Raw genomic sequence first — 26,846 nt, 5'->3', positions numbered from 1 at the left:
TGTGCAGCCACCTCGTCCCCGACACCTGACCGCTGCGCCAGCGCCCGCACGCCTCATCGTTCACGGTGTTCCAGATGGCCCGCCAGCCAGAGAGACTGTACGGCTACTGGCTGGGCCGGAGCATGGTACGGGGAGAGTCGACGACGACGGCGGTGGCGCCGAGACGAGTGCCGTTGCGCAGGTCGGTGGGGGTGTTGACGCCGAGCATGACGATCGGTGTGCGGCCGTGGGAGCGGAAGCAGCGCACGGATTCGGGTGTCCACAGCTGCGCGGTGACGGTTGCGTCGCCGGTGCCGAGGGTGAACTTCTCCTGAAGGCTCATCTGGCGTTTGAGTTCGAATCCTGCCCAGGCGCCGGCCGCGGGTGCGCTCCTGCAGGTGTGTTCCAGGGCGACTTCGGCCAGCCGCTGCCGTGTGGCGTCGCGAGACTCCGCCACCTGCGCCCCGGGGATCCGCTCAAGCAGCGAGGTGACCTGGGCATCGGTGGAGTACAGCCTGACGCGGTCCCACGCCTTCGTCGCGTCGAGCACGCGTGTCACGGCGTCGACGACATGCCAGGCGGGTGCCTGCTTGAGGTCCAGGTAGACCTGCTTGCCCGCAGGGACGGCCTCCAGAGCGGCCTCTAGTGTGGGAATGCGGACCGGGCGGGAGCGGTAGGGATAGGTGCCGTCGGGGCTTTTGAACGCGTAGCCGGCATTGAGGTCGGCCAGTTCCGCAAGGGTCTTACTGGAGACGGCACCGGATCCGTCGGTCAGGGCGGAGAGGTCAGCGGGCCGGTACAGGACGGGAACACCGTCCTTGGTCGCCTGCACACTCAGCCACTCGCCGTCCACTCCGGCCTTCAAGGATTCCTCGATGGCCAGCAGGGTGTTCTCGGGATAGTCGCTGGTGCCCGCACGGTGCGCGATGATCCACGGCTTCTTCTGCGCCCGCACGGCATCGGCGTCGTCAGCAGGTGCCGAAGCCCGAACGCTCCCCGTGAGTGTGGGAACGGCACAGACCACAGCCATGGCCGCAACGGCCAGGGCGGATCCGCGAGACATGAGCGACTGTGACCGGAGGAGGCGGGGCCCGGCCCCTTGCGTGTGGCCCACCGGCCTGGCGGGCCCGGGCTCGCTATCTGCCATGCGCGGATCATAGGGAGGGGCCGCGACGGCCGTCGACGGCGACATGCTCGCTGCGGCCACGCACCACCCTCGGGCTCCCGACCGCATTTTCGGCCGGGAACCTCAGCGTCCGGCCTCAGCACGAGCGGACGGCACGATGCGCGCATGGCGGATACCCCCCCCAGCTCCGAGCTTGGCTTCCAGTCGGAGGTGCGACTCCTCGTACGTGCGCTTCCTGATAGCGGGATCAGCTCGGTGGAATGTGCAACCGGGCGTCCCGCAGCTCAACGAACGGCTTGCTGTTGGAATGACCACCCATGAAGTAGTCAACGGTGGCTTGCTGACTGCACAGTACCGGCACGTCCTGTCGAACCAGTTCCTGGCTGAAGGCCAGATCCTCTGTGTAGCCCAATTGCTTCTGCTGCTGCGAGAAGCGCGTGGGGAACGGAATCTGTTCATGAAGGCTGGCTCGCACGAGGCACTCGCTCGTATCGACCCCGCGGATTTGGTCACCGACCCGGAGCGTGTCACGCATGACACAGGATCCTGGCTCGAATATCCCTAGGGCTCGCAAGCGCTCGTAGGAATGTGCGCGCTTGGCCGGCTCGCCGTACCACGGGTCTTCGCCATCCGGAACAAGCTCCACGCCTTCCTGGGTGAGCAGGCGACGCCAACTGTGTGCAACTTGCGCGGCCGGGTTCGCCCGGAGCAGGTCGACGAGGGATCTGAGGTGAGTGGGGTGGAAGACGTTGTCGTCGTCGAGGTGGGCCACATACTCCGCATCGGCCATCTTGATGCCCAGGTTGCGTAGGTGTGCCAAGCGCCCAGGGATGTACTCCAGCTCCTCCTGGGATACGCCGCCGAAATGAGATCGGCGCACATTGCGTATGGTGGCTCCAGGGAACCTGTTGGACAGCTCTTCGAGGTTTCCGGCATCGGCCAGGAAGGGACAGTCATCGCCCAGCACAATATGATGGACGGTGACTCCGACTTGGGCCTCGACCGACGTCATGGCTCGCAATAAGCGGTCCGGACGGTTCTTGGTTGGCGTGACAACGCAGACTCGTGGAAACTCTTCCCGGCCCATGAAGCCACCATATAGAGCAGGGTTGATCGAGTTTGAGTGGTGTTTGCGCCATTCGTCGCCGGGGTCGACGGGCCACGCTTCACGTGTGCCGAAGGGTCTGCTCCGTAGTGGCACGGTCGCCTCCCTGAAGCGTGCTCCCGGCCGAGGCTCCGTTCACCGCGCTGCCCGACACACAGGACTCGGCGTTGTCCAGGGGCACATATCCCAGGTCCGCACCGGCGGCGATATCCCAGAAACGGTGGGTGTTGGCAGAGACGGCATACGCGATCACGAAGCGCGCATCACCGGCGGTGAGAGCCGCCCGGATGAAGCCGAGACCGTCGCGTGGACTCAGCCACGTGGAGAGGTGCCGTGGCTCACTCGGTTTGTCCGTGAAACTTCCGATGCGCAGACACACCACGGACAGGCCGAACTTGTCCGCATACAGGCTCCCCAGTGCCTCCACCGCAACCTTGCTCACTCCGTAGAGCCCGTCCGGGCGCACGGGCATTTCCGGTGTCACGGTCTCCCCGACGGGATAGAAGCCGGTCACATGATTGCTGCTGGCGAGAACCACCCGCCGTAGTCCTTGTCGGCGGGCACCCTCCAGCACGTTGTGCGTTCCTCGGACATTCTCGTCCAGCAAATCCGGCAGCGGAGCCTCGTCGGGGATCCCACCGAGATGCACTACCGCATCCGCGCCGGCCAGGGCAGCTGTCACCGCTTCGCCGTCACGTAGATCAAGTTGGTGGATTTCCTCCCTCGGTGACTGCGCGGTGAGTTCCGCGCGGTCGATGAGTACCAAGCGCGACACCTCGTCGCGCAGACCGGCCCGCACAGCCGAACCGATCCTCCCGGCAGCGCCCGTGACTGCCACAGTCCCAAGTCTCACGCCCATGGCGGTCACTCTCCCGTACCGCACGGCCGTTTCCGAGCCAAGGGCCGATTCTGCCCTCTGGCTTGGCGAGGATATGGCGGTCATCCTGAGGGCCGAAGGCATCTCCTTCATCTTCGACATCGGAAGTGCGGGCATGAGCGAGGGGGGAGAGCATGTCGCAGCCGTGCGCGATCGTGGCGGGTGGGGCGGGATTCGTGGGGTCTCATCTGTGCCGTCGGCTCCTGCGCGAGGGCTACGCAGTTGTGTGCATGGACAATCTCCTGACCGGAAGACACCGGAACATCGCCGCACTCGAGTCTCTGGGCCCGTTCCGGTTCGTTCACTGGGACGTGACTCGGCGGATACGGCTTCCCGGCGAAGCGGAGGTGGTGTTTCACCTCGCCTCTCCCGCTTCCCCTGCCGACTATCTGCGCTATCCCCTGGAGACACTCGCCGCTGGATCGGCGGGCACACAGAACACCCTGGAGCTTGCGCGGGAGAAAGGCGCCCGATACATCCTGGCATCCACCTCGGAAGTCTATGGAACTCCCCAGGTCCACCCCCAGCCCGAGACCTACTGGGGCCATGTCAATCCCGTTGGCCCCCGCAGCGTCTACGACGAGGCGAAACGCTTCTCAGAGGCGCTGGTCACCGCTCACCGCGAGAGCTGTGGCATCGACACGGCCATAGCCCGCATCTTCAACACCTACGGCCCGCGGATGCGGAACACCGATGGCCGCGCCGTGCCCACCTTCATCGCGCAGGCCCTCAGCGGTCGGCCCCTCACGGTCACAGGCACCGGAGCGCAGACCCGTTCGCTGTGTTACATCGATGACTTGATCGAAGGGCTGCTGGCGCTGCGCGCGTCCTCGGTCGCCGGTCCGGTCAACCTCGGCAATCCCCACGAGATCACCATGCTCGGCCTGGCCCGCATGATCCTGCACGCGACCGGCTCGGCCTCCTCCATCACCTTCTCCGAACGGCCCGAGGACGACCCTGACATCCGCTGCCCCGACATCACCCGCGCCCGCAGGGAACTCGCCTGGGCTCCGAAGATCGGCCTCAGTGAAGGACTGGACCGCACGATCGCCTGGTTCCGGACTCATGCCGGCACGAGAGATGCCGTCGTGCGGACCACCATGTTGTAAGGACATGGGCTGTGCCGGTCCGGCCACCAGAGGGGCTCAGCGTGGAGGCTCGGCCAGGGTGGTGAGCGTGTGCTGTTCCATCCACTCCAGGTGGCGGGTCACTCCGGTGGTCAGGTCCACGCGGGGGCGCCAGGCCAGGAGGCGTCGCGCCTTGTGCGGGTCGGCCAGGGTCGTGCTCATGTCTCCGGGCTGCGGGGGCGCCGCAATGGTCGGTACCCTCGCTGCGGCAACCCGTTCGACGGTCGCCAGGAGCCTGGTGATGGATGTGCTGGAGCCGCCCCCGACGTTGATGACCTCGGCCCGGGCGGGGGCTGTGGCAGCGGCCAGCGTCGCTGAGACCACGTCGTCGATGTAGGTGAAGTCACGGCGGTTCGTTCCGTCACCGAATATGTGTATCGGGGCTCCGTTCAGCGCTGCCCGTAGCGCTCTGCTGATCAGCATGTCGGTGCGCTGGCGCGGTCCGTAGACGGTGAAGTAGCGCAGGGCCGTCACGCTGGTCGAGGCGTTGGGGCGCTGTGCATAGGCCAGACACAGTTGTTCGGCGGCGAGTTTGGTGATTCCGTAGGGCGACACGGGTTGGGCCGGTGCGTCTTCGCGACATAGGCCGTCGCCGACCTCGCCGTACACGCTGGAGGACGAGGCGAGGACCAGGCGGGGAACGTGCTGTCTGTCGCATTCCGCCATCAGCCGCTGGGTAGCTAGCACGTTGCAGGCGAGGTAGTCCGGAAAGGCCACCCCCCAGGACGGCCGGACGCCGGGCAACCCGGCCAGATGAAAGACGACATCGGCCCCTTCGACGGCGGGGGCCAGATCGTGGCACAACAGGTCCGCGTGAAGGTAGCTGAACCCAGGGTGCCGCAGACTCGTCCGGAGATTGACGGCGGCGGCGCCAAGGTCAGGGGGATACCGGTCGAGTCCGATGACCTGCGTGCCCTGGCGGAGCAGGGCGTCGGACACATGAGAAGCGATGAAGCCGGCGACGCCCGTGACCAGGGCACGGCGGGGCGCCTCAAGTGGTCGGGGAGAGTCCATCTGTCCTCCGGTGGTGGTGTACGAGGGTTCGCTCACAGCCGCTGACCCGGATGGCCGGGCGCGAGTTCGTGCTTCTCATCGGCTGTCTGCGGCTGCAGGCCGACACGGGGGAAAGAGTCGGCTGGCGCCCCGCTGTCGAGGAAGGGGGCGAGTTCGTCCCACCCTTCTCCGCCGGCAATGTCGAGTTCAAGGAGGTCGCCGGGGCGGCCGTGAAAGTGATCGCGGACGGCGGCGAGATGTTCGTCGTAGACGCGTGACAGGCGCTCGGCGTCGAATTCGTGGCAGCCGTAGACGGCGGCTTGCACATAGCGCTGGATCTCCATGAGGGCGGCCCCGCGACCGTCTCGCTCACGACCGGGCGATACCGACGCGGAGTGGTCCCGCCAGTGCTTCTCGATGGATGTGAGCCAGCTCTTCTTGTCCCGAACGGTCAGGACGAACTTTGCGCCGGCGTGGAGAGCGTCCAGTTCACGAAAACAGGGGACGGTGATCACGTCGGCAAGGCCGTCGTAATGGTCCAGCAGCGGGAAGCGCCCGTCTCCTCTGGCCAACGTGTCCCATGAGGACTGGTCGATGGGATAGTGCGCGACGTCGTAGCCGATCAGGTGCAACGCCATCCGCAGACTGCGGGTACCGGTGCGGGGCAGCCCCAGGCCGAACACCTTGCGCTTGCCCACCCCCTCACCTCGCACACCGCGGATACGTTCACCGGCTCGCCGGACCTCCCGCATGGTCAGTGCGGGGCGTTTCGGCAGGTTCATTGCCCGGACCTCGCGGTATGCCAGGTCCGGAAGACTCTCGATGTACTGCTGGACCGCGGGAGGCGGGGCGCCATGGGGGACGTGCGCCCGCGCGTGGGCGACGGCGGTGCGGGCGATGTCGTAGTCCGCGCCCTCGCCCCACCGCGCCATGGCGGCCTCGAATGCCGGACGCGTAGCCTCGGTGCGGCTCCGCAGTTCCCTGAGGGCGATCTTGGCGAAGATGTGGTCGTAGTGCTGGAAATGATCGTGCAGGATGTGGGCGCCCCTGTACTGCACGCTGTCCTGAATGCCGCGGAGTGCGAGGGATCGGCGGGTGCTCTCGGGACGCAGCATCCATGGGATGTGATCTCTTGGCGGTTCCATCCGCCGCATGCGCTCGACCACATCCGTCCGCGTGATGTGCACCCCACACGCGACGCGGCCCCGAAAAGGGTCCTGGACAAGGCAGTCGACAAAGGCGAGTTCATTGGCGTCGAGGAACGGGCGCAGGTCTTCCAGGATGAGGCAGTCGGCGTCGAGGTATACGACGTGCGAGGCCCTCTCGTGCCCGATCCTCAGCATCTCGTCGACGGCGAACCAGAACGGTCTCACGTTGTCGACGATGTACACCCGGTTCGGACGCAGATGCTTGATGGCCAGTTCCAGCGCCACGTCGGTGGTGCGTTCTCCCACGGTGCGCAGCACGAGATCGACGCAGCGCCCGCCGCGTGGCGAGAAGTCGCCATCCATGGCCCGTATGGCGCCTGTCGTATCACCGTTCATATGCTCTTCCTTCCCGGGTGTTCCGTCCCTTCGCACGCAGCTCCCGGATGACGTCGTTCGCACAGGACATGCCCTGGTCGAGCGCCACATCCTGGTTGATGTACTCGTAGTTCGCGAGCCGACCGCAGAAGAAGACGCTCATCCGGGTCATTTTCCTGATCTCTTCCTGGAGTCGTACGTTCTCGCGCTCGTTCCGTGAGTCGGTGGTCAGGACCGGATAGTGACGGGCCGGCGCACCTGGATACTCCTCCGTGACCACGGTGGCCGGAATCGACTGACCGGAGGCGTGCTTCGACTCCACAGTCCGCGTATAGGGAACACGCAGCGACGGGTGGTTCACGATGTAGCCCGGGGTCACGGTAGCGTCAGGATCCTCGAGAGGGATGTATCTGCTGACCGTTCTGATACCGCGCCATTCGAGTCGCCCCGGCCGCCCGGCGAACGTGTCCAAGGGCACGGTCAGCACGACGGCGTCATACGCCCGTTCCAGTTCCGGAAGATCGGCGGCGGCGATCTCCTGGCCGAAAGTGGCAGGTATCGGTCTGGTCATGCTCTCCATCACCTCCTGCGCATTGGGCAGTGGGAAGAACTCCCAGGTGTCCCGGAACAAGCGTCGATTCCCGTCCGTACGCAGTCCGAGACGGCTGGGGGCGAACGTGCTCGACAGATCGGATGGATGGCATCCCCACTGCTTGATGGTGTATCCCTCGATGAACAGCCGGTACAACGTCCGCCCCATGATGCTGACGCAATGGGACTCGAAGTCACGAGTGCACGGCGTCGGCGGAAGACCGGACAGTTCCTTCTCGATGGCCGGCCATACAGGGAGTACGTGAAGCTCTGCCACTTGTGGTGGCCAGGAGAGTGTGTACGGGTGCTCGTCGGCATCGTCCAGAAAGATCTGGGTCAGCCCCTTGTGCTCGTAGCTGTGACGCATGCCATGGCGCACCGCGAAGTCCTTCACCGCGGGTTTCGACGTGTGGAAGATGTGCGGTCCCTCGGGCTCGAACAGGACTCCGTTGACCGTGGCGCTACGCGAGTGCCCTCCCACCGCCATCGTGCGTTCGAAGATATGGACCCGCAGACCCGCGTCGTGGAGCAGGCGAGCTGCCGTCGCTCCCGACCACCCCGCCCCGACGACTGCCACCTGTGGACTTGCCGTCCCGGATGCGGACATGAATCTCCTCGATGTCGTCGGTTTGATTGCGACGGTGGACAGACCCGGCCCTCACCGTGACGGCAGGCAGTAGCGGCAAACCGGCGGGAAGCTACGCCGAGTTGTCCGTGCGGCGTCAGGCCGGTGGGGTAGCCCGGGTACATGACCTCCTGGTAAGGGTCCATCCGGGATGCCACCGTCTCCCACCCCCTCGGTCGTCAAACGCATGCCGATCCGGCGTTCGCCTGGTTGTCTACCGCGACACCGTCGGCGGCGGAAGGGCGGGCGGGCTCGGCGGCGTGTTATCCAGCCGTCTCCGGTAAGGCGCGTACGAGGAGGCCCTCATTTACGTCCTCTCCCCAGAGGCTGGCGAGCCTTTGCGGGTCAGGGCCGCTCGGCGGGTGTGAGGACGGAGAGCCGGGCCGTGTCCCTGTAACTGGACGAGGAGGGTGAAGCAAGCGTGACCGGGGGGAAGCCACGGGATGGCCACGATATCCCTGATCGGCATTCCAAAGGCGGATAGGGAGTCTCTCACTCGGAAATTGGAAGCGGTCAGGGACGACTTGCGGGGATCGGTGATGCGTTGCATGGCCCATTTCGCCACCCATTCGGGGTGTTGTGAGTGAGTGTGCGCAGTGCACGTCTGTGCCTGGTGACGCGATGCCGACTGCTGGACGTCATTGCGGCTTCCAAACGCTGAGACGGACTCGGGAGCGCGCAAGGGGGGACACGCATCAGTCCGATCCTGTTGCCGAGCTCGTTCTCCCGTTCCCTGTCCTGCGGCAGCCGCGTGTCGATGGGTATCAGCGCGTGTGGGCCGCGCCCTGGCCGCCATGGGGAAGGGGCCCCCGCAGCCCCCAGCGCCTCAGTGTGGCCTCGTGAGTCAGAGGGACGAGGCCACCGCGTGGCGACCGTCAGGTCGTCGCGCGACGTCTGTGCCTGATGCGCAGTGAAGGCGACGGGTGACTTGTTTGCGCTCTGTGGTGGGGGCGCCGAGTGGGGTGAGGCTGATCGCTGAACCGGACGAGCATCACCGAGTGAGGGAGACACCCATGCCGCACGACAGCACACCGGCCTCTGAGGACGCGACGCGCAGCTACTACGACAACGACGACGTCGACGCGTTCTACGACGCCGTGTGGGGCGGCGAGGACATCCACACCGGGATCTACGCCCATGAACACGAGGCGATAGCAGACGCCTCCCGCCGCACCGTCGAGCAGGTGGCGGACAAGGTGACCGACGTGCTCACAACGGAGAGCACCGTGCTGGACCTCGGGTCCGGATACGGCGGCCCCACCCGCTACCTGGCCGAGCGCTTCGGCTGCCGCGTCATCGCCCTCAACCTCAGCGAAGCCCAGAACCAACGCCACCGTGCTACCAATGCCAAGCGCGGACTGGACGGTCTCATCGAGGTCGTTACCGGATCCTTCCAGGACATCCCTTACAAGGACCGCCGCTTCGACGTCGTCTGGTCCCAGGAAGCCTTCTGCCACAGTGGCGACCGGGCACGCGTCCTCAGCGAAGCCGTACGCGTCCTCAAGCCGGAAGGCGCCTTGGTTTTCACCGACTTGATGGCCGCCGAGGACACCCCTGCCGAGGTACTGCGCCCCGCCGTGTCCCGCCTGGGCGTGGACGCGCTGGCCACGCCGGACTTCTACCGCCGCACCCTCACCGGACTCGGCCTGTCCCGCATCGACTTCGACGACCAAAGCAGCCAACTGGTCCACCACTATGTGCGCCTCACCGAGGAGACCCACCAGCGCGAGAAGGAACTGCGCGACATCATCAGCCCCGCCTACCTCGACCGCCTGCTCGGTAACCTGCCCCTCTGGGCGGCCGCGGCCCACCGCGAGCAGCTGCGCTGGGGCGTCTTCCACTGCCGCCGCGCCTGGTAGGGCCTTGTTACATGTCTGGTCAGGTCGGGGAGGCCCGTGTAGCCGTCTGTACTCGTACCCTCAAGCGGTTCGAGGAGGTTGGGCTTGCTCAGGCCGGGGCAGGTGGGGCCGGAGCAGCGCCGATACGCGCGGCCCCGGCGCCCGGCTGGTGCACGTCCTGCGCCTACGCGAAGCCTTAGCTGGAACGAGGCACCCGAGTACGCCAGAACTGATCGGTGTACGGGCCGAGCTCCTCTTGGTCGACTGCTCGGCGTGGCGGGCTGATCCTGACCGCGGGCCGCGGGCCAGGCAAGAGGGCCCGGGGGGAATCCGGCCAAGGGCTTCCTCTCATCTGTCCGCGCGCGCCCGGCCAGGGTGAGGCCGCCCGGAGACCGACCAGCTCGCCACAGAACTCGGCGTCTACGCGGAAGTGGCCGACGTGCACCCGCGGGTGCATAGCCGGGAACCATCGCCGGCGAGCCGGCACAGCGAGGGCGTGGTCCTGCACCGGCCTGTACGGCCTGTCGCCGGCATCGCGTGCGCCGGCCGGTGAAGCCGGGGAACTGGGAGAGGAGCATCTGCTCGATAGCCAGGTTCGGCCGCTCCACCTTGCCGTTGCGGTGCGGGGGTGAGTCCCGGCAGCGGTGCAGCACGACAGACGAACCGGGCCCGCCACTTCGAGGCCGTCTCCGTTGTGATCCCCAGCTCGCGGCCCCGCACACCAACTCGGCCAGCTTCGGCCCCGGACGCCCCATGCCCAACCGACGACGGATCAAGGACTCAGGACATCAGGGAGTGCCCGATGGGTCGCGTGGCCGCGGACAGCGCTCGCATCGTTCCGCGGGAGTGGAAGGCGGTGCGTGCTTGCCGCCGCGCTCCTGTCGGGTGACCATGCTGGTGTGGGTATCTCCCCTGACGGTCACGAGCCGGTCCGGCGAACGAGTGATGCAGCCGGCGTTTTCGTCGCACTCCGGGCTGTGGGCGAGCGCCTTGCTGCCACCGGGATGCGGCCCTCGCCTGATATGGAGTCGGCATTTGGCGCGTTAGTCCGATACTGCAGCTCAATGGAGGGCAAGATTTCCGCGGCAGATCTGAAGAGCCCTCACGCCGACCGGCTTTTCCGCTGGATGCGCTCCTTGTACGCGAGAAGTGAGGCCGAGCTGGAACGGCTCTGGGCACATCGCATCATCGCCGCCCGCGACCCCTGGGATGAACTGGGCGGATTCCCCTACCTGACGTACTACCGCAAGCTCGCCCGAGCTGAGCTGGCCGGAGCCGTCACAGTCGGTGCCATACGTCCCAAGGTCGCCATTGTCCTTGGCTCCGGACCCTTGCCGCTGACCGGCATTCTCCTTGCCCGCTACGGTCTGCGTGTCCTCCAAGTGGACCGGAATGCCGAGGCATGCGCGCTCGGCACCGAAGTCGTCAAAGCACTCGGTCACGATTCCATGGTGAGCACCACGCAGGCGGACGCAGTCGCCATTGACCGCCTGGCCGGTACGAACGACACCGACCTCGTTGTCCTCGTTTCACTGGCCGGTGTCGAGGTGGAAGAAAAGCGCGCCATCGCCCGCGCTCTCGCCCCTGTCCTGCGTCCGGACGCAGTCCTTTCGGCGCGGGGTGCGCGTGGTTTGCAGACAGCTCTGCGTCTTCCCGTCGAATCGGCCGACCTTGAGGGCTTCAGGGTGCTGCGGGAAATGCGCGCAGAGACGGGAGGAGTCAACTCCGTCCTGCTGGCCCAACCCTCCCGTATCACTGGGCAGCGGACGTGAGGTGAGCAGCCAGCCAGAACTGGATGGCAGCTACTTCCGATGCCTCCTGGCTCGTACGCGGGGCCCAACCCGCACTGGGACGCGGACCCCACTCCGTACCGGGAAGTCCACGCGCCTGCTCGCAGGCGGCGGCGAGCATGGCGTCGAGGATTCCGGCGGACCTCTGGATAGGGGACTTGGGTCGCCATGCCACATCCTCTGGAACGCCGAGTGCTGCCGCGGCCATCCGCAAGGGCACTTTGTCCCACGTGCGGCCCGCACTGTCCGTGCGCCACATCGCGCGGTAGTCGATCCGGCGGGTGATGGCGAGCAGGCCCGAATGCTGCATGGTGCGGCACCAACGGGCCGGTGCTCCAGAGTCCACGACTTCGCCGATGTTGACGGCCGGCCGGCGGTCGGTCCAGTATTTGCCCGCTTCCGCGAGGATGCCGTTGTCGAATTCCTCCTGGGAGCGTGCCGGCGGGTGACCGCCCATGGTTGCCGTATCCGCCCCTTCACCGGTGAGCACAGTCCCACGCCCCCGCAGGAAGGGGCCGAGCGCCATCATCGCCACTGCCATTCCGACAGACCAGGGGTCTGCTACGCCCAGCACTCTGGCAGCAGTTGCGGCGTGCCTGCCGGCGTCCTTGACGGAGAGCTGGACCGCCTCGTGGGCTACGTTGAAATGTCTGGCCACGTTCGCGGCAGCGGAGTCCGCCGGTGTGTCGCCGATCAGCACCGTCACAGCCACCGGGTTGCGTTCTGCGGCAGCGGCGAGCACCGCGGAGGAATCAGCTCCGCCGGAGAGCAGCACCACAGGGCGGCCAGTCGCCCTGGACACCGCGTCGTCGACCCGCGCTTGCAGCCATTGCGCGATCAGCTTGGCTGCGACGTCAGGAGCGCTGACATCCGCCTGCGGACGAGGCGGTGGCCAGGATGGGTCGTCGGCCGGGAACTCGGTCAGTCCTGCGTTGGCCAAACCAGTAGGCATACAGATCCCGCCATGGTGTGCGGAGTTGTGGTAAGCGACTTTGCCGCCGGTGCACGAGGATGCCAGGACCGGCTGACGCCCACAACGGGGAGAGGGCGTCAGCGGCCGTGCGGGGTGAGGTAGGCGATCTGGGTCAAGGCTTGGGAATGGAGGGCCTTGGCTCGCCAGTGCCCTGGGCACGCAGCGCGTGGTGAACGTGGGTGAGCGCGCCGGCTGTCGTAGTGCCGCATACGTCCGGAAGGCAGCCAGGGAGCGGGTCGGGTGCTGCGAGCGCGGTACGGGTGCCGGCCCGGCGGCCGGCTTGGATGTCGCAGGTGGAGTCGCCGATCATCCAGGATCCGGTGAGGTCGAGGTGGAGGTCGGCGGCGGCTCGCTGGAGCATCCCGGGCTGGGGCTTGCGGCAGCGGCAGACGGTTCGCAGGTGCCGAACCGTGCCTTCGGGATGGTGGGGGCAGGCATAGATCCCGGCGAGGTGAACACCGAGTCCGGCGAGGAGGTCGCGGAGACGGTGGTGCATCGCGGCCAGGGTGGGCTCGTCGAAGAGTCCTCGCGCGAGGCCGCTTTGGTTGGTGACGACGACCAGAGCCAGTCCTTGGTCTTGCAGGGCGTGCAGCGGTGGTCCGATGCCGGGCTGGAGGACGAGGTCTTCGGGGCGGCGGGGATAGTGGCGCGGCTCGGTGAGGGTGCCGTCGCGGTCGAGGAAGACCGCCCGTCGGGTGTGTCCGGCCCGGTCGCCGGTCAGGGGTGTGAGGGTGCCTGTCAGATCCACGAAGTCCCCTCCAAGAGCCCTGCGTGAAGGCTAGGTTGCTGATCGTAGTCGTTCTCGTCTGTTCTTGAGGGAGCTGTACGTGGTCGATCTCGGTCGTTCGCACACTCAGGCGCTCGCTGAGGCGTTGCCTCGCCTCGACACCGGCCGGCTGGGGGAGTGGGGGCAAGGGCTGGCGCGTCGGTTGTCGCAGGGCGCGCGCTTGCTGGCCGCGGGCAACGGCGGCTCGGCGGCCGAGGTGCAGCACTTGACCGCGGAGCTGGTGGGCCGCTTCCGGGAGGAGCGCGCGCCGCTGTCCGCGCTCGCGCTGAGTGCGGACTCCTCGTCGGTGACGGCCATCGCGAACGACTACGGCATCGAGGAGGTCTTCGCCCGCCAGGTCCGTGCGCACGGCAGGCGCGGCGATGCTCTGCTGCTGGTCTCGGCATCGGGCCGGAGCCCGAACCTGCTGAAGGCGGCCGAGGCCGGGCGCGAGCTGGGATTGGAGACATGGGCCCTGACGGGCCGGGGGCCGAATCCGTTGGCCGAGGTGTGCGACGCCGCGCTCTGTGTGGACGCGGAGGCGGTCGCGACCGTCCAGGAGTGCCACCTGGTGGCCGTCCATGTGCTGTGTGCGGCGGTCGACGCCGAGCTGGCGGCTCTTGCCGCCGGCCCCGGGCCGGGCCAGGCTGACCCCGGGCCGGATCAGGTCGACCCCGGGCCGGACCGACGGCCCGACCGCGGCGGCGCCGTTGAGGAAGCCGCGACGGCTGTGGCCATGGGCCGCGGCGGGGAGGGCCCTGTGCGGCGGCTGGTTGTGGTGGGTGATGTGCTGCTGGACCGGGACGTAGCCGGGGTTGCGGAAAGGTTGTCGCCGGAAGCGCCGGTGCCGGTGGTCAGCGGTGCACAGACCATCGAGCGTCCGGGCGGGGCGGGGCTGGCCGCGCTCATGGCGGCGCGGGAGCCCGGGTGGCGGGTGTCGCTGGTGTGCGGGATCGGCCGGGACGAGTCCGGGGCCCGGGTGCGTGCGCTGCTCGCGGAGGCCGGGGTCGAGATCCTGGATATGGCGGCGGACGGCGCCACCCCGATCAAGACCCGGATACGGGCGCGGGGTCGCACCATCGTCCGGATCGACGACGAACACGAGCCGGTGCGGCTCGGCCGGTTGCCGGACGCGGCACGGAGGCGGCTCGGCGCGGCCGCGGCGGTGCTGGTGTGCGACTACGGGCGCGGGGTCGCGGCCCACGCCGAAGTCCGCCAGGCGCTCGAGGCGGCGGCCGGGCTCTGCCCCGTGGTGTGGGATCCACACCCGAAGGGACCTGCGCCGGTGGACGGGGTGGCGCTGGCCGTGCCGAACGGGGACGAGGCCCGCGCCCTGAGCGCGGTCGCCGGTGGCCGGAGCCTCGTCGAGGACGTCCAGCGGGCCCGGGCACTGCTGGAGACGTGGCCGGTCAAGCAGGTGGCAGTGACCCGGGGCGGGGGCGGGGCTGTCCTGGTGGCGAGCGCCACGGGCCATCCGCTGGCGATCCCGGGCCGGCCGGCGGTCGGCGATACGTGCGGTGCGGGCGACCTGCTGGCCGTCACCGCGGCGATGATGCTCGGCGCGGGCAGGCTGCCGTCCCACGCCGTGGCAGCGGGCGTGGAGGCCGCGACCGCGTACGTCGCCGGCGGCGGCCCGGACAGCCTGACCCGCCCCACCGCCCCGACGTTCACCGCCCCGATGACCGAGAAGGGCGCTCTGGCGATGGCGCGACGGATCCGGGAAAGGGGCGGGAAGGTCGTAGCGGCGGGCGGCTGCTTCGATCTGCTGCACGGCGGGCACGTGTCGCTGCTCCAGCAGGCCCGGCAGCTCGGCGACGTCCTGGTGGTGTGCGTCAACAGCGACGCCTCCGTCGCCCGTCTCAAGGGGCCGTCCCGGCCGGTGGTCGGCGAACGGGAACGGGCCGCGCTCCTGGAGGCTTTGGCCTGCGTGGACGGGGTGCTGATCTTCGGCGAGGACACCCCCGAGAGCGTCCTCGCCGAGCTGCGGCCGGACGTGTGGGTCAAGGGCGGCGACTACGCCGGCCAGCGCATTCCCGAGAGCGATCTGGTGGAGAGCTGGGGCGGGCAGGTCGTCGTGGTGCCCTACCTGGAGGGCCGCTCCACCACCTCGCTGATCGCACGAGCGGCGCAGAAGGAGGGAGCCCGGTGACGGCGGCAGGGGAGGTGCTGGTGACCGGCGCGGCGGGTTTCATCGGCCGGCACACGGTGGCCGCGCTCCACCGGGCCGGATACGGCGTCACCGCCGTCGACCTGCGCCCGGCCCCTGGCCATCTGGTCCGCTCCGCGCGGTGGCGGCGCGGCGACTTCGCCGATCCCGCGCTGCTCTCCGAGGTCGCGGCGGGCCGGTACGAGGCGGTGCTGCACCAGGGCGGTATCAGTGATACCCGCGCGGTGGCGGGCCCGGAACTGGAGGAGACCAACACACTGGGCCCGCTGCGACTCGCGGAGGCATGCCGCAGCGGCGGGACACGGCTGGTGTACGCCTCCTCGCACTCTGTCTACGGGACACTGCGCCACCGCGCTCCGGTGGCCGAGGAGGCTGACGAGGACCGCGACCGCTGCTCGGGCCCGTTGAACCCGTACGCGTGGTCCAAGCTGGCGCTTGACCGGCAGATGCGGGAGCGGTTCGGGGACGGGCTGGACTGGGTGGGCCTGCGCTACACCAACGTGTTCGGCCCGGACGAGGACGACAAGGGCCCGATGGCGTCGATCCTGTCCCAGCTGCTGCGCCAAGCTGCCGACCGGGGCCGGGTGCGGGTGTTCGACGATTCGCTGACGGCCGCCCGGGACTACATCCCGGTGGAGACCGTCGCCGCCACGCTCGTACTGCTCGCCCGCCGGGGGGTGCCCGCCGCGGTCTACAACCTCGGGGCCGGACACGCGGTGTCCTTCGCCGAGGTGGTGCAGTGGTGCGCGCGGTTGTACCGCGAGGCGGGCGGCGGGCCGCTTCAGGTGCGGCTGGTGCCCAACCCGGTGACCGCGGCCTACCAGTACTACACCTGCGCTGACATGACAGCCTTCGACAAGGCCCTGCCCGACCGCCCCACGGTCGCCCCGCCGGATGTCGAGGCAAGGGCGACCGAACTGTTCGAGGTGCTCCGGCGAACGGAGCCGGGGACGATGCCCGCGTCGACCAGCTGACCGACGCCCGGCCCCGGGAGGTGTGGCGGAGCCTGTCCCGCGGGGCGTGCGTGTACGACTGCGACTCTTCAGTGAACTGGAAGGACGGGTCCGCCTGTGACCGACCTGCGTATCGGTGTCCTCGGCTTCGGCTTGCGAGCCGGTCTCGCCGTCACGGCCCACCGGCCAGGAGAGGGGCATCGGGTCACCGTCGTCGCCGATCCGGACCCGGCCGCCCGGGATCGTGCCGCCCAGTTGCTCCCCGGCGTGCCCCAGGTCACCGACCACCGCAAGGTCATCGAGGCCGATGACGTCGACGCCGTACTCGTGCTCACTCCCGACCACACCCACGCAGACCTCTCGTGCGAGGCGCTGCGTGCCGGTAAACCGGTGTTCGTGGAGAAGCCCCTGGAGGTGACCCTCGATGGGTGCGACCGGATCCTCCGTACGGCACGGGAAACCGGCACCCGGCTGTACGTCGGCCACAACATGCGGCACATGCCGGTCGTGACCCTGATGCGCGAGATCATCGCGCGCGGCGACATCGGCGAGGTCAAGACCGTATGGATACGGCACTTCGTCGGGCACGGCGGCGACTTCTACTTCAAGGACTGGCACGCGGAGCGGAAGTACACCACCGGACTGCTGCTCCAGAAGGCCGCTCACGACCTCGACGTGCTGCACTGGCTGGCGGGCGGCTGGACCCGGCAGGTCCAGGCCCTCGGCGACCTGATGGTCTACGGCTCGCTGCCCGACGCCCGGCGCGCACCAGGAGCCCCCAAGGGAACCGGCTGGCTGGCCTACGACGCCAACTGGCCGCCGCGCGGGCAGACCGGCCTCAACCCCGTCATCGATGTGGAGGACGTGTCGCTGGTCAACATGCGCCTCGACAACGGTGTGCTGGCCGCCTACCAGCAGTGCCACTTCACCCCCGACTACTGGCGCAACTACACCGTCATCGGAGACGGCGGCCGGTTGGAGAACTTCGGCGACGGGCCGGGCGGCGTCGTCAAGGTCTGGAACTCCCGCCGCTCGGAACACCGTACGGACGCCGATGCCGTCCACAAGATCCCGGACACCCAGGACCTGGGCGGCCACGGCGGCGCCGATCCCCTCATCATGACGGAATTCGTGCGATTCGCCCGGGACGGCGGCCTCACCCACACGTCGCCGATCGCGGCCCGGATGGCGGTGGCCGCCGGCATCGCGGCCACCGACTCGCTGAGAGACGGCGGTACTCCGCGCGAGGTCGCACCACCGGATGCCGGGCTGGCCGCATACTTCGCGGGAGGGCAGAAGCGGGAATGAGGGATCGGAGTGGGCAGGTGCCGGACATGGACGTGATGAGGGGCTTGAGGCACGGTGCCGGCGGCCCGTCACCCGCTGCCCGGCGCGGCCGACTGTTCATGGCTACTCGGGCGAGGTCCGGGGAGGTTTCCGCGCTGGGGATCAGGGCCTGTCCGATGGGTCGCTGCCGGATCGGTCACAGGACCTATCGGAGCTGACCGTGTACCTCGACGGCATGCCGACCACCGGGGGCCGCTTGATCGGGCTGGCTTGGCGTGGCTATGCGTAGAGCGTTCACGACGGGGCGTCACCGGCTCGGACCAGCGATGCGGTGTACGCCTCCGTGTAGCAACGGCTTCTGCCACATGGCGAGGGACCTGTTCCATCGCTGCGGACGATGGGGCAAATTCTTGCTCCGCTTCTCCGCCGCGTGATGTTCCATCCCGCCATGGAGGAGCTCAAGGTCATCGACTGAAGCGCCATCCGGACCGGCCCCGCAGCGGGTGCAGCCTGTTGGGTAGCTCCGGGAGTGCCTTCGGCGAGGGGGTCCCCGGACCGTGTTCCGCACCGCGGGCTGTGCAGTTCTCGCCTGCGCCCTTACCCATCAGTGCACAGGTCATCGCCGGCGCCCTGCTGGCCACCAGGTCGCTCCAGGAATAGGGCGTCGGCGCTGACCCATCTCGAAGCGGATGCGGAGGGTCGGCTTGCCGGCGCCCTTCTCCAGGTGTGAGGCGATCACGAGCGTGTAGTTGTCGCCCTCAGATCAGGCCCTTACAAACTCCGAACGCGTCAGGGTCAGCTCGCCCGGAACAGTACGCCCGTGGGCCTTGATCTCGTAATAGCGCCCGGTCGAGTCGTATGCGTCGGCGCCCACCCCCGACGCACCCCGCTGGTCGTACAGCTCGACACCCTGCTTTTGCAGGATCCGGCGGAGCGCCTGGATGACGAGCTCCTCCTTGTGGTGGTCTGCGTAGCCGAGCGGTGAGGCATGGCTGCGGGGCGGGGCCCCTCCGGGCCTGGGTTGGGGGAGTGAGATCCCGTGTCGGCGGGGCGAAGGCCCCGCCGTCCCCGGCGTACGGGCAGGGGCGCTGCCCGGTGTGGACGGCGTTCCAGTGCGGGTGACCTTGCCGGGCAGCACGTCGAAGTCGACCGCGTCTACCAGGGGCGCACGACCGGCGCGTGCTGCGGGCCGGACTGGGTGCCAGGTCCGGGGCTTCCGGGCGAGGGCGCGGCAGCGGGAGCTGAACCAGTGCGGGGCGGCGGGATGATGCCGGTCGAGTCAACGGGGATAGCCGGGCGGGAGCCCGTGCCCCCGCTGAGGGGCCGGCTTCCCGTTCGGCATCGGCGGGGCGGGAGCCCGCTGAGCACGTCGGCGCAGTTCTTCGGCGAGCCGCTGCCGTTCCTCGCGGTCCCGCTGCCCTGCCGATGTGAGCGCGGTTCCGGCCCCTGTCTCCACCAGGTGTTCCTCCCAAACGTCCCGCCAGCTGTGGCCTGCGCGAGACCGTTCTTCCGCGAAGTGGGCGGCGATGGCCGCGCCCGCACCCGCCTTGGTGGTCAGCGCCGTGTGCGAGTGCAGGAACAGCGTGTTGCGGCCGCGGTCGATCTGCGCGTCGACGGGGAGCTCGATGAGCTCGTAACGTGTCTCCCGGATCGAGGCGGATCCGCAGGCCGGGGAGCAGCCGGACCTCCAGTCCCGCCAGCCAGGTCCAGCCGGTGAAAGCCTCCGCCGTCCCGGGCTCGTCGCGTACCAGGAGGTCCTGGAGAGCGGCGACTCCCCGCCGGAAGTCCTCCGTGAGGCTCGCGTCGGCCGGCTGGTCCAGGGCTGCGTCCCCGGCCCCGTCTACGCCTCCGGTCCCGTACGTGACCTGGGCGCCCGCAACGTCCAGGGGCGTGACGTGCATCCGTGCGAACAGTGCCGTGAACTGCTGCACGTTCCCTCCTGGCTTCCACAGGGGCAGACGGCCCGCCAAGACCCGCGCGACCCCGGAGTCGGCCACGGCGAACACCGATCGGCCCTTGCCTTTGACCCAGCCGGTCGTGGTCCACAACGGCAGACTCCGCAGCCTGCTCCGCAGCCCCGGCGACATTGGCTTGTCGTCGGAGGAGATCACGTCCCGCAGGCGGCGTAGAGCGTCGAGCATGACTCTTTCGTGCTCGGCGTCAGGTGCCGCACCGGTCGCGGAGATCTCCTTCAGTACGTCGATGAGGTCGTCGAGCCCGGGTTCGGAGATACCCAGCACCTGCCACAGAGGGTCGACGTCCGCGCCGGTCAGGGTGAAGGGACGGAACCCGCGCAGGATCGCAGGTCCCTGAAAGCACTTGCCGGACTCCTTCCAGCCCTGGTCGGTCAGGACGAGGTCCTCGTACCGGAACTCGTTGCGGATCTGCTTCTCCACCGCCGTCTGGGTTGCGTCTGCCGAACGGTGCGTCAGACGCCGCGCCAGGGACTGGTAGACCAGTAGCGCCTCCGCCCTCAGGCTGTCCGGCACGTCGGTGTCGGTATCGGTGTCGTCGTCAGTGTGACGGTCCCGGAGCTCCCGCAGCCGTGCCATCAGACGCGGTACGTCGGGATCGCCGGAGACACCGAGAGCGGTGAGGACCTCCGTTCGGGCGTCGAGCGCGTGCCATGGGTGGTGCCGCCACCCACGGAAGCGTTTCGGTTCGCGCCGCACGGACGAGGACGCGTTCGGCGCCGCCAACGCGGTGAGCTGCGCTGTCCTGGCCGGGCCGCGTGGCCGAGACGTGCGGGACTTGTCGGCCGGCCCCGGCCCCGGCCCCGGCCGCGTGCGCGCTGCGCGCCGCCGGGGCCCCAGGTGGTGGCAGGGGATTGTGCGCTGCTCTATCCCTGTTTATCCCTGGCGTTTGACGAACGTCATCGGAACCGAGTTGCCGGGTGCCTGGATCAGGACGCGTGCCGGTATGAGGACCATCTTCTGCTTCTCGTTGCCGTTGCCGTCGACGAAGTCGAGCTTGTAGACGGTGTACCCGATGTACCAGCCGCCGTTGGCGCGTCCCTCGACCCACCCTGATACGCCGTCCGGGACGTCGTACTTGTTGGTCTGCTGGGTCATGGTCGTCCACTTGTTGGTGGTGGTGGTCGACTCGCTGTAGGTGAAGTTGAGCTCCGTGCCGGCCTTGTCGGCGCCCTCCGTCAGTTCTGAGCTGACCTTTCCGCCGACGGACCAGCCGCTGGTCTGGCTGGTGTCCTGGCCGACCGTGGCCTGGGTCGTGTAGTCGAACTGCGCCTTACCCATGACCGCCGACCCGCCCAGCATCTTCGGGTACGCCGTGTCGAGTACGCCGACGAAGCCGCAGGGCATCGGCTCGCCGTCGGGCTTCTCGCTGGGCTGGCCGCACATCGCCTTGGCGTCCTGGTTGCTCAGCCAGGGTTCCTTGTCGTCGCTGCTGCTGTTGCGGATGTCGGGCCCCTCGGTGGGGATGCTCCCCGGGAGGTCGAACCCGGTGCCCAGCACGGTCGGCACGTCCTTGAGCGCCTGGTCGTGCGGGTAGACCTTCTCGACGTCGGCGAGCTTGATCTTCTGCGAGTCCTGGCCGCTGGCCGGGTAGCCCTTGATGGCTTCCTTCTGGTTCAGGGGCGCACTCCTGCTGATGAAGTCGAAGACTTCCTGTTCGGTCTTGAGGTAGGTGTTGCCGTCCTCGGCCATGGCAGGCGCCGCCGTGCCGGCCAGCAGCGGCGCGGCGATGAGGGTGGATGCCACAAGTACGGCGGCGAGCCTTCCCGTTCGGCGCGGCGCCTTGTGTGCAGGGGTGGTGGTGACGGGTATGGTCATGTCCGTCTTCGCTTTCTTTGAGCAGGAGTTGTGTGGGGGAGGCCGCGCCCGTCCGCCTTTCAGACGCGCAGGAGCTCGACCGCTGCAGATGCGGGTAGCCGAAGAAGGGAGGCGGAATCGCGCCTCGCTTCGTTCCCCCGGATGTGTGCCGGCTGTGTGGAACGCCTCAGCAGTGGGTGCGGCCGTGGTGGAAAACTAGCGGCTGGGGGGCCGTCGCTGTGTGACTGCTCGTGGCTCATTGTGTGACCGGTAGATGACCGCCCGGTCGATCGTCTCTGTGCGCTGTTTGCCTGAGGACCTCGCGAAGAACATCAAGTCCTTCCGCCCGGACGTGATCGCTTACCAGGTCACCACCTACGACTGGGGCAGCGCTGACCAGCAGCGGGCCTCGTACGAGAAGCTTGTGAGGACCGCGCAGCGGGCGGGCGCCGAGCTGGTGATCGTTTCGGCCCCGCCGTTCAAGATCGACGATTTTTACAAGAAGTACGAGAGCGCGATTGCGAGCGCGCCGAAGGCAGCCAAGCAGGTTGCCGACCGCAGTGGCGGCAAGGTCCGGTTCGTCGACGCCTCCGCGCTGTGGGGCACCGACCCCAAGGCCGGGAAGGCCCAGCGCGCCTCCGACGGCATCCACTCCTGCCAGCAGGGTTCGGCCGCCTTCGCCAAGTGGTTCACGGAACAGCTCGGCAAAACCTACGGCTTCCCCCCCGGCTGTTCGGGGCGGCGTCCGTGCTGCTCTTCGCGCTTGAAGACGCGCCGTGGGTCGCGGCGCAGGCGCGCGCTTACGAGGGCACCGATACCCGGGCGTTCGCCCTACTGCTCGGTGCGCTGGCGGCTACGGCGTCGGTCCGGCGTATGGTCGCCCGCGTATCGGGGCGCACTGCGGACGGAGTGTGCGCTGTGCTGGCGTGCGGCATCGGCGCCGCATGCGTTCTGGCGGATGGTCAGAACGCGCCCGGCCTTTTCCGGGGCGGGCTGTTCGCGCACTCCTTGGCCGCCGCCGTACTGATCGCCCTTCTCGCCCATGCGCCGGACGGACACGCCGGCCGGCTCGCCGGCAGCGCCGTCCCTCGCCGGCTCGGGGAGCTGTCCTACAGCCTGTACCTGTGGCGCTGGCCGGTGTACCTGTTGCTGCCGCAGACGGTGTTCGGGATCGGCGGGTGGTGGCGCACCGCCGTGGCCATCGGGGTGTCGCTGCTGGCCGCCCGGCTGACGAAGGCCGGGGTGGAGGACCTGGTTCGGTTCCGGGCGAGGTGGGCGACCGGGCGCCGGGGCCTGCTGGCGCTCGCCGCCGCCCTCGCCGTGGCGGCGGGCGTGTGGGTGGCCGTACCGCGACCGCAGCCCGGTGCGGGGACGGTGGACATCGAGCGGCTGACGGCGCCGTAAGACCCGGGGTGTGCGGAGCCCGGGCGGCGTGCGGGGAGACTGGGCGCATGCCGATGAAGGGTGCACACGGGCCGAGCGGGCCGGGAAGGGCGCGGAGGGGCGTGGTGCGGAAGGCGCGGCCCGTGGCGGTGCTGCTCGCCTCCTGGGCGCTCGCCTGCTGCGGTGTCCCCGACACCCGGCCGGAGTCGTCGGGCGCGCCGGCCGGCGGAGGGCGTACGGTCGGCGCCGCCCGCTGGGTGCGGGTGTACTTCGTCGCCCCGAACGGGGCCTGGCCCGTCGCCCGCGCCGCGTCCGCCGGAGCGGGGCCGCAGGCAGCGCTGGACGAGCTGCTGGCCGGGCCGACCCGCAACGAGCGGAACCGCGGGCTCGTCACCGCGCTGCCGGCCGGGAGGCATAAGGTCCGGGCCACAGCAGCGGGCCCCGGAGCGGTGGACCTGTACCTGCCGTGGCTCGTGGTGGAGCTGGACGGCGTGGCGGTGAACCAGCTGGTGTGCACGGGCGCCGCGGCACCGGGGATCCCGGGCGGAAGACGGCCTGCCGATGTTGTCGTGCGCGTCTACGAGTCGGGAGAGCCCGGAGAGCCATGGAGGGTCAGGTGCGACGAGACCGGCACGGCTATCCCAGTGGAGGCGCCGCCGACGACCGGCTGACGCGCCGTCTGCGTGTGCACGTTCAGCTGGTATTCGCCATTTTGAGGTGCTATAGGGGGTGGATTTATCGACGAGTGAGAGGAGAGGCCGGCCCATGACGCGCGTCCTGTTGATCGAGGACGATCCCGGCGTGCGCCGTGGCGTCACGCTGGGATTGCACCGCTACGGTCACGAGACGGAGGGAGTCGCCACGGGCGAGGACGGTCTGGCATCGCTCGCACCGTTCGCGCCGGACATCGTGCTGCTCGATCTGATGCTGCCCGGCATGAGCGGCCTGGAGGTGTGCCGGCGCATCCGTGAGACCAGCCAGGTGCCCATCGTGATCCTCTCGGCCCGCGGTGACGACATCGACGTCGTGGTGGGCCTGGAGGCGGGCGCCGACGACTACATCGTCAAACCCGCGAGCAGCGAGGTCATCGAAGCGCGCATGCGCGCGGTGATGCGCCGCCTGGCACCCTCGCAGCCCCGCCCCGGCCACCGCGACCAGCCCCTGGTCTACGGTGATCTGGAGATCGACGGGATCGCGGTGCGCGTGTGCAAGCACGGCAGGCAACTCACCCTCGCCCCCTCCGAGCTGAAGCTCCTGCTCTTCCTGTCGGCCTCCCCAGGGCAGACCTACAGCCGTCAGCAACTCCTCGAACAGGTCTGGGAACACAGCTACTACGGCGACGCGCGACTCGTCGACGCGTGCGTGAAACGGCTGCGCGCCAAGATCGAGGACGACCAGCGCAAGCCACGCTACATCCAGACCGTGCGCGGCTTCGGCTACCGCTTCGGGCCGCTGTGAGACGCCTCCTCCCGCGGGGCCTGCGCACCCGCCTCGTCGTCGTCTTCCTCCTGGTGTCAGCCCTCAGCGCGCTCACGGCCGCCGCCCTCACCTTCCGCCAGGCACGGGCGGCCATCCTGGACCGCACCCGGGACAGCGCCATGCACGAACTACGCGCCCAGATCGGCTCCCTGGCCCCCGATCTGCCGTTCGCGCCCGCCGAGACGGACCTGCGCACCCTTGCGCTCCAGCTCGACCGGGGCGGCGGCTTCCGGGAGGACTGGCGCACCGCGGCCGCCTACCGCGGCGGCGCCCTCGTCTCCGCCGCGGGGCCCGCCCCCGTCCTTCCCGCCCCCGTCCTTCCCGCGCCCTTGCGGCACGCCGCCTCCTCGGCGCACACCGCCGTCGTCCAGCGTTTCCACCATGCCGGGGAACCCTGGCTGGCACTCGCTCTGCCGGTCACCCGCGAGGACCGCCCCTCCGAGCCGTCTGGGCTGGTCGTCTACGCGTCCTTCTCGCTCACCGAAGAGGAACGGGACGTCGCCACCCTCCTCTCCGCCGCACGTGCCGGCGCACTGCCCGTCGTACTGCTGGCCCTCGTCCCGGCGCTGCTCGCGGCCCGCCGCGTCCTGCGCCCGGTACGGCAGCTGCGCTCGGCCGCCGAGAACATGACCGCCGGCGCCCTCGACACCCGGATCCGCGTCACCGGCGACGACGAACTCGCCGACCTCGGCCGTACGTTCAACACCATGGCCGCCACACTCCAGGCCGACGCGGCCACGCTGCGTGCCATGGAGAGCAGAGCGCGCCGTTTCGCCGCGGACGTCTCCCACGAACTGCGCACACCCCTCGCCGCGATGACCGCCGTCACCGGCGTCCTGAACGAGGACGCCGGCTCGGGGCGGCTGGCCCCGGAGACCGCCGAGGCGCTGGAACTGGTCGCCGACGAGACGAACAAGCTCGGCCGCATGGTCGAGGACCTCATGGAGATCTCCCGGTTCGACGCGGGTGCCGCCGCCCTGGACCTCGACGAGATCGACATCGGCGAACTCGTCCGCAAGACGCTCGGCCTGCGGCACTGGCAGGACCGGGTCGGCGTCGACGTGCCGCAGGGGCTGCGCGCCCGTCTCGACCCCCGGCGCATCGATGTCGTCCTCGCCAACCTCATCGGCAACGCCCTGCGCCACGGCGGCCCGTCCGTACCGGTGGACGTCCGGGCCCGGACCCAGGATGACCGCCTCATCCTCACCGTCACCGACGGCGGCCCCGGCATCCCGGAGGACACCCTGCCCCACGTCTTCGACCGCTTCACCAAGGGTGACGCGGCCCGCACCCGCAGCGAGGGCAGCGGCCTGGGCCTCGCCATCGCCGCCGAGAACGCGCGCCTGCACGGCGGCACCCTCACCGCCGCCAACGCGCCAGGCGGAGGAGCGGTCTTCACCCTCACGCTGCCTCAGGAGCCGGCGTGAGGCCCCGCGCGGCGTGCGCGCCGCTACTCGCCCTGTGCCTGGCGTCCCTGACCGCCTGCGGCATCGACGACACGGGCCCCGCCCGTGCAGGAGCTCCCGCCTCCGGACTGCGCCGGACGCAAGGCCGCCCGGCCGCCACCGTGCACGTCTACTTCTCCTCGCCCCTCGGCCTCGAACGCGTCTCCCGCCTCGACAAACGCCCCAGCACCCTCCAGGCGGCCATGGACCGGCTCGTGGCCGGCCCCGACCGGGCCGAGCGCACCCGCGGCCTGGTCAGCCTCATCCCACCAGGCACCCCCGCACCGGCCGCCGTCACACCGCAACCGAGCACGGCCGACGTGCACCTACCGCCCGGCTGGACAGCCAACCGCACCGCCCTCCACCAGCTCGTCTGCACCGCCGCCGACGCCGCCGCCACCACACACGGCACCAAGCCGCAGGACACACGAGTCAGACTGCACCGCCCAGAAGGCGGGGAACCCACCACGGAAGTGTGCCCGCGCCCCTGACCTACGGCCCAGGCACCGTCGATGGCACTTTTGGAATCAGGCGATGCCTGCCCGGCGCTGGGCGTCGCGGCGACCGACGAGGAACCAGAGCAGGCTCCCGAAGAAGGGGGCCATCACGGCGAACGCGAGCCAGACCAGCTTCATCCCGCCGGTGACGTCGGACGGCCGGGGGCAGCAGCAGGACGAGTCCGTACGTCGGGTCGGCCGCGAGGCTGTACGCCGTATCCCTCATCCCGCCCGCGATCTCGGTCAGGAGGGAGGGGGTGGCGGTCGCCCTCGCCTGGACCCTGCAGAACCCCGACGTGACGGCACCGATCGTCGGCGCCCGGACCTCGGCGCAGCTGGAGGACAACCTCGGTGCCCTGGACGTCGCATTCGATGCCGCTCACCTGGCCCGCCTGGACGAGGCCAGCGCCATCGACCTCGGCTTCCCCCACGAGTTCCTGGCCCGCAACCGCAGCGCCATGTTCGGCGGCCTGAAGGTCGAAACCCGCTGAGCCGCGAGTATGCGCGCAAGGGCACCGAGATCAGTGGCCCGGCCCGAGTGGCGTTCGCCGT

22 protein-coding genes and 1 pseudogene are annotated in these 26,846 nt (G+C 69.2%); 13 read left to right on the top strand and 10 right to left on the bottom strand.

From position 1 onward, the window contains the following. Positions 1-103: 103 nt before the first annotated feature. The 3 genes from Q3Y56_RS05045 to Q3Y56_RS05035 form a co-directional block, all read right to left on the bottom strand. Positions 104-934 (bottom strand): glycerophosphodiester phosphodiesterase family protein, encoded by an 831-nt coding sequence (locus Q3Y56_RS05045; protein WP_304460764.1) that lies wholly within the window; start codon positions 932-934, stop codon positions 104-106. Positions 935-1,352: 418 nt separating this feature from the next. After that, positions 1,353-2,192 (bottom strand): glycosyltransferase family 2 protein, encoded by an 840-nt coding sequence (locus Q3Y56_RS05040; protein WP_304460763.1) that lies wholly within the window; start codon positions 2,190-2,192, stop codon positions 1,353-1,355. A 79-nt stretch (positions 2,193-2,271) separates the two neighbouring features. Further along, complete coding sequence (locus Q3Y56_RS05035) at positions 2,272-3,069, bottom strand: NAD(P)-dependent oxidoreductase (RefSeq protein WP_304465474.1); 798 nt, start codon at positions 3,067-3,069, stop codon at positions 2,272-2,274. A gap of 152 nt (positions 3,070-3,221) precedes the next feature. Here Q3Y56_RS05035 and Q3Y56_RS05030 point away from each other — a divergent pair, with 152 nt between their 5' ends. Then, a complete protein-coding gene (locus tag Q3Y56_RS05030; RefSeq protein ID WP_304460762.1) occupies positions 3,222-4,196 on the top strand; it encodes a UDP-glucuronic acid decarboxylase family protein in 975 nt (324 codons plus the stop codon). A gap of 36 nt (positions 4,197-4,232) precedes the next feature. On the opposite strand, the gene Q3Y56_RS05025 is transcribed toward Q3Y56_RS05030, so the two are convergent. The 3 genes from Q3Y56_RS05025 to Q3Y56_RS05015 are packed head-to-tail and all read right to left on the bottom strand — an operon-like array spanning position 4,233 to position 7,928. After that, positions 4,233-5,228: an NAD(P)-dependent oxidoreductase gene (locus tag Q3Y56_RS05025; RefSeq protein ID WP_304460761.1), complete on the bottom strand. Its 996-nt coding sequence runs from the start codon at positions 5,226-5,228 to the stop codon at positions 4,233-4,235. A gap of 32 nt (positions 5,229-5,260) precedes the next feature. Then, on the bottom strand, positions 5,261-6,751 hold the full coding sequence (locus Q3Y56_RS05020; protein WP_304460760.1) for a sulfotransferase family protein: 1,491 nt from the start codon (positions 6,749-6,751) through the stop codon (positions 5,261-5,263). Further along, complete coding sequence (locus Q3Y56_RS05015; RefSeq protein ID WP_304460759.1) at positions 6,741-7,928, bottom strand: UDP-galactopyranose mutase; 1,188 nt, start codon at positions 7,926-7,928, stop codon at positions 6,741-6,743. Before Q3Y56_RS05015 ends, Q3Y56_RS05020 begins: the two co-directional genes overlap by 11 nt. A 1,031-nt stretch (positions 7,929-8,959) precedes the next feature. On the opposite strand from Q3Y56_RS05015, the gene Q3Y56_RS05010 reads away from it, so the two are divergent. Together Q3Y56_RS05010 and Q3Y56_RS05005 are read left to right on the top strand one after the other, a co-directional pair. Next, positions 8,960-9,805 (top strand): cyclopropane-fatty-acyl-phospholipid synthase family protein, encoded by an 846-nt coding sequence (locus tag Q3Y56_RS05010; protein ID WP_304460758.1) that lies wholly within the window; start codon positions 8,960-8,962, stop codon positions 9,803-9,805. 983 nt (positions 9,806-10,788) lie between these two features. Continuing rightward, positions 10,789-11,556, top strand: a complete 768-nt coding sequence (locus tag Q3Y56_RS05005; protein WP_304465473.1) for a nicotianamine synthase family protein — start codon at positions 10,789-10,791, stop codon at positions 11,554-11,556. Here Q3Y56_RS05005 and Q3Y56_RS05000 read toward each other — a convergent pair. Both Q3Y56_RS05000 and Q3Y56_RS04995 read right to left on the bottom strand, forming a co-directional pair. After that, positions 11,537-12,514: an asparagine synthase C-terminal domain-containing protein gene (locus Q3Y56_RS05000; protein ID WP_304460757.1), complete on the bottom strand. Its 978-nt coding sequence runs from the start codon at positions 12,512-12,514 to the stop codon at positions 11,537-11,539. The two genes, Q3Y56_RS05005 and Q3Y56_RS05000, sit on opposite strands and share 20 nt — an antisense overlap. A 145-nt stretch (positions 12,515-12,659) precedes the next feature. Further along, positions 12,660-13,295, bottom strand: coding sequence for an HAD family hydrolase (locus Q3Y56_RS04995; protein ID WP_304460756.1), 636 nt, complete (start codon positions 13,293-13,295; stop codon positions 12,660-12,662). A 64-nt stretch (positions 13,296-13,359) separates the two neighbouring features. Between Q3Y56_RS04995 and rfaE2 the strand changes: the two genes are divergently transcribed. The 3 genes from rfaE2 to Q3Y56_RS04975 all read left to right on the top strand — a co-directional run bounded on the left by rfaE2 (position 13,360) and on the right by Q3Y56_RS04975 (position 17,741). Then, the gene (gene rfaE2, locus Q3Y56_RS04985) at positions 13,360-15,462 is read left to right on the top strand and encodes a D-glycero-beta-D-manno-heptose 1-phosphate adenylyltransferase (protein ID WP_369696710.1); all 2,103 of its coding nucleotides are present in this window, start codon (positions 13,360-13,362) and stop codon (positions 15,460-15,462) included. Further along, complete coding sequence (locus tag Q3Y56_RS04980; protein WP_304460755.1) at positions 15,459-16,454, top strand: NAD-dependent epimerase/dehydratase family protein; 996 nt, start codon at positions 15,459-15,461, stop codon at positions 16,452-16,454. The genes rfaE2 and Q3Y56_RS04980 overlap by 4 nt, the downstream gene beginning before the upstream one ends. A gap of 96 nt (positions 16,455-16,550) precedes the next feature. Next, the gene (locus Q3Y56_RS04975) at positions 16,551-17,741 is read left to right on the top strand and encodes a Gfo/Idh/MocA family protein (RefSeq protein ID WP_304460754.1); all 1,191 of its coding nucleotides are present in this window, start codon (positions 16,551-16,553) and stop codon (positions 17,739-17,741) included. Positions 17,742-20,569: 2,828 nt separating this feature from the next. Here the strand turns inward: Q3Y56_RS04975 and Q3Y56_RS04970 are convergent. Next, on the bottom strand, positions 20,570-21,511 hold the full coding sequence (locus Q3Y56_RS04970; RefSeq protein WP_304460753.1) for a hypothetical protein: 942 nt from the start codon (positions 21,509-21,511) through the stop codon (positions 20,570-20,572). A 292-nt stretch (positions 21,512-21,803) separates the two neighbouring features. On the opposite strand from Q3Y56_RS04970, the pseudogene Q3Y56_RS04965 reads away from it, so the two are divergent. The 6 genes and pseudogenes from Q3Y56_RS04965 to Q3Y56_RS04940 form a co-directional block, all read left to right on the top strand. Beyond that, a pseudogene (locus Q3Y56_RS04965) lies at positions 21,804-22,217 on the top strand (SGNH/GDSL hydrolase family protein); the annotation flags it as partial. Continuing rightward, a complete protein-coding gene (locus tag Q3Y56_RS04960; protein WP_369696845.1) occupies positions 22,175-22,894 on the top strand; it encodes an acyltransferase family protein in 720 nt (239 codons plus the stop codon). The pseudogene Q3Y56_RS04965 and the gene Q3Y56_RS04960, both read left to right, overlap by 43 nt. Before the next feature lie 101 nt (positions 22,895-22,995). Next, positions 22,996-23,544 (top strand): hypothetical protein, encoded by a 549-nt coding sequence (locus tag Q3Y56_RS04955; RefSeq protein ID WP_304460751.1) that lies wholly within the window; start codon positions 22,996-22,998, stop codon positions 23,542-23,544. Between the two features lie 94 nt (positions 23,545-23,638). Beyond that, the gene (locus Q3Y56_RS04950) at positions 23,639-24,331 is read left to right on the top strand and encodes a response regulator transcription factor (RefSeq protein WP_304460750.1); all 693 of its coding nucleotides are present in this window, start codon (positions 23,639-23,641) and stop codon (positions 24,329-24,331) included. After that, a complete protein-coding gene (locus tag Q3Y56_RS04945) occupies positions 24,328-25,779 on the top strand; it encodes an ATP-binding protein (protein WP_304460749.1) in 1,452 nt (483 codons plus the stop codon). The genes Q3Y56_RS04950 and Q3Y56_RS04945 overlap by 4 nt, the downstream gene beginning before the upstream one ends. Further along, positions 25,776-26,288 carry a GerMN domain-containing protein gene (locus Q3Y56_RS04940; protein WP_304460748.1) on the top strand — a complete coding sequence of 171 codons (513 nt, stop codon included), beginning with the start codon at positions 25,776-25,778 and terminating at the stop codon, positions 26,286-26,288. Before Q3Y56_RS04945 ends, Q3Y56_RS04940 begins: the two co-directional genes overlap by 4 nt. A gap of 36 nt (positions 26,289-26,324) precedes the next feature. On the opposite strand, the gene Q3Y56_RS04935 is transcribed toward Q3Y56_RS04940, so the two are convergent. Further along, on the bottom strand, positions 26,325-26,432 hold the full coding sequence (locus tag Q3Y56_RS04935; protein ID WP_304460747.1) for a PLDc N-terminal domain-containing protein: 108 nt from the start codon (positions 26,430-26,432) through the stop codon (positions 26,325-26,327). A gap of 119 nt (positions 26,433-26,551) precedes the next feature. Between Q3Y56_RS04935 and Q3Y56_RS04930 the strand changes: the two genes are divergently transcribed. Further along, positions 26,552-26,785, top strand: a complete 234-nt coding sequence (locus tag Q3Y56_RS04930; RefSeq protein ID WP_369696709.1) for an aldo/keto reductase — start codon at positions 26,552-26,554, stop codon at positions 26,783-26,785. Positions 26,786-26,846 lie beyond the last annotated feature (61 nt).

The organism is Streptomyces sp. XD-27, from assembly GCF_030553055.1.
GTDB lineage: Bacteria > Actinomycetota > Actinomycetes > Streptomycetales > Streptomycetaceae > Streptomyces.
This window is presented reverse-complemented; position numbering and strand designations above follow the sequence as displayed.

Bases quoted from the DNA above. Each gene is read 5' to 3' on its own strand.
- Q3Y56_RS05040 (WP_304460763.1), bottom strand. From the start codon at position 2,192: ATGGGCCGGGAAGAGTTTCCACGAGTCTGCGTTGTCACGCCAACCAAG.
- Q3Y56_RS05035 (WP_304465474.1), bottom strand. From the start codon at position 3,069: ATGGGCGTGAGACTTGGGACTGTGGCAGTCACGGGCGCTGCCGGGAGG.
- Q3Y56_RS05030 (WP_304460762.1), top strand. From the start codon at position 3,222: ATGTCGCAGCCGTGCGCGATCGTGGCGGGTGGGGCGGGATTCGTGGGG.
- Q3Y56_RS05025 (WP_304460761.1), bottom strand. From the start codon at position 5,228: ATGGACTCTCCCCGACCACTTGAGGCGCCCCGCCGTGCCCTGGTCACG.
- Q3Y56_RS05020 (WP_304460760.1), bottom strand. From the start codon at position 6,751: ATGAACGGTGATACGACAGGCGCCATACGGGCCATGGATGGCGACTTC.
- Q3Y56_RS05015 (WP_304460759.1), bottom strand. From the start codon at position 7,928: ATGTCCGCATCCGGGACGGCAAGTCCACAGGTGGCAGTCGTCGGGGCG.
- Q3Y56_RS05010 (WP_304460758.1), top strand. From the start codon at position 8,960: ATGCCGCACGACAGCACACCGGCCTCTGAGGACGCGACGCGCAGCTAC.
- Q3Y56_RS05005 (WP_304465473.1), top strand. From the start codon at position 10,789: ATGCGGCCCTCGCCTGATATGGAGTCGGCATTTGGCGCGTTAGTCCGA.
- Q3Y56_RS04970 (WP_304460753.1), bottom strand. From the start codon at position 21,511: ATGACCATACCCGTCACCACCACCCCTGCACACAAGGCGCCGCGCCGA.
- Q3Y56_RS04950 (WP_304460750.1), top strand. From the start codon at position 23,639: ATGACGCGCGTCCTGTTGATCGAGGACGATCCCGGCGTGCGCCGTGGC.
- Q3Y56_RS04935 (WP_304460747.1), bottom strand. From the start codon at position 26,432: ATGAAGCTGGTCTGGCTCGCGTTCGCCGTGATGGCCCCCTTCTTCGGG.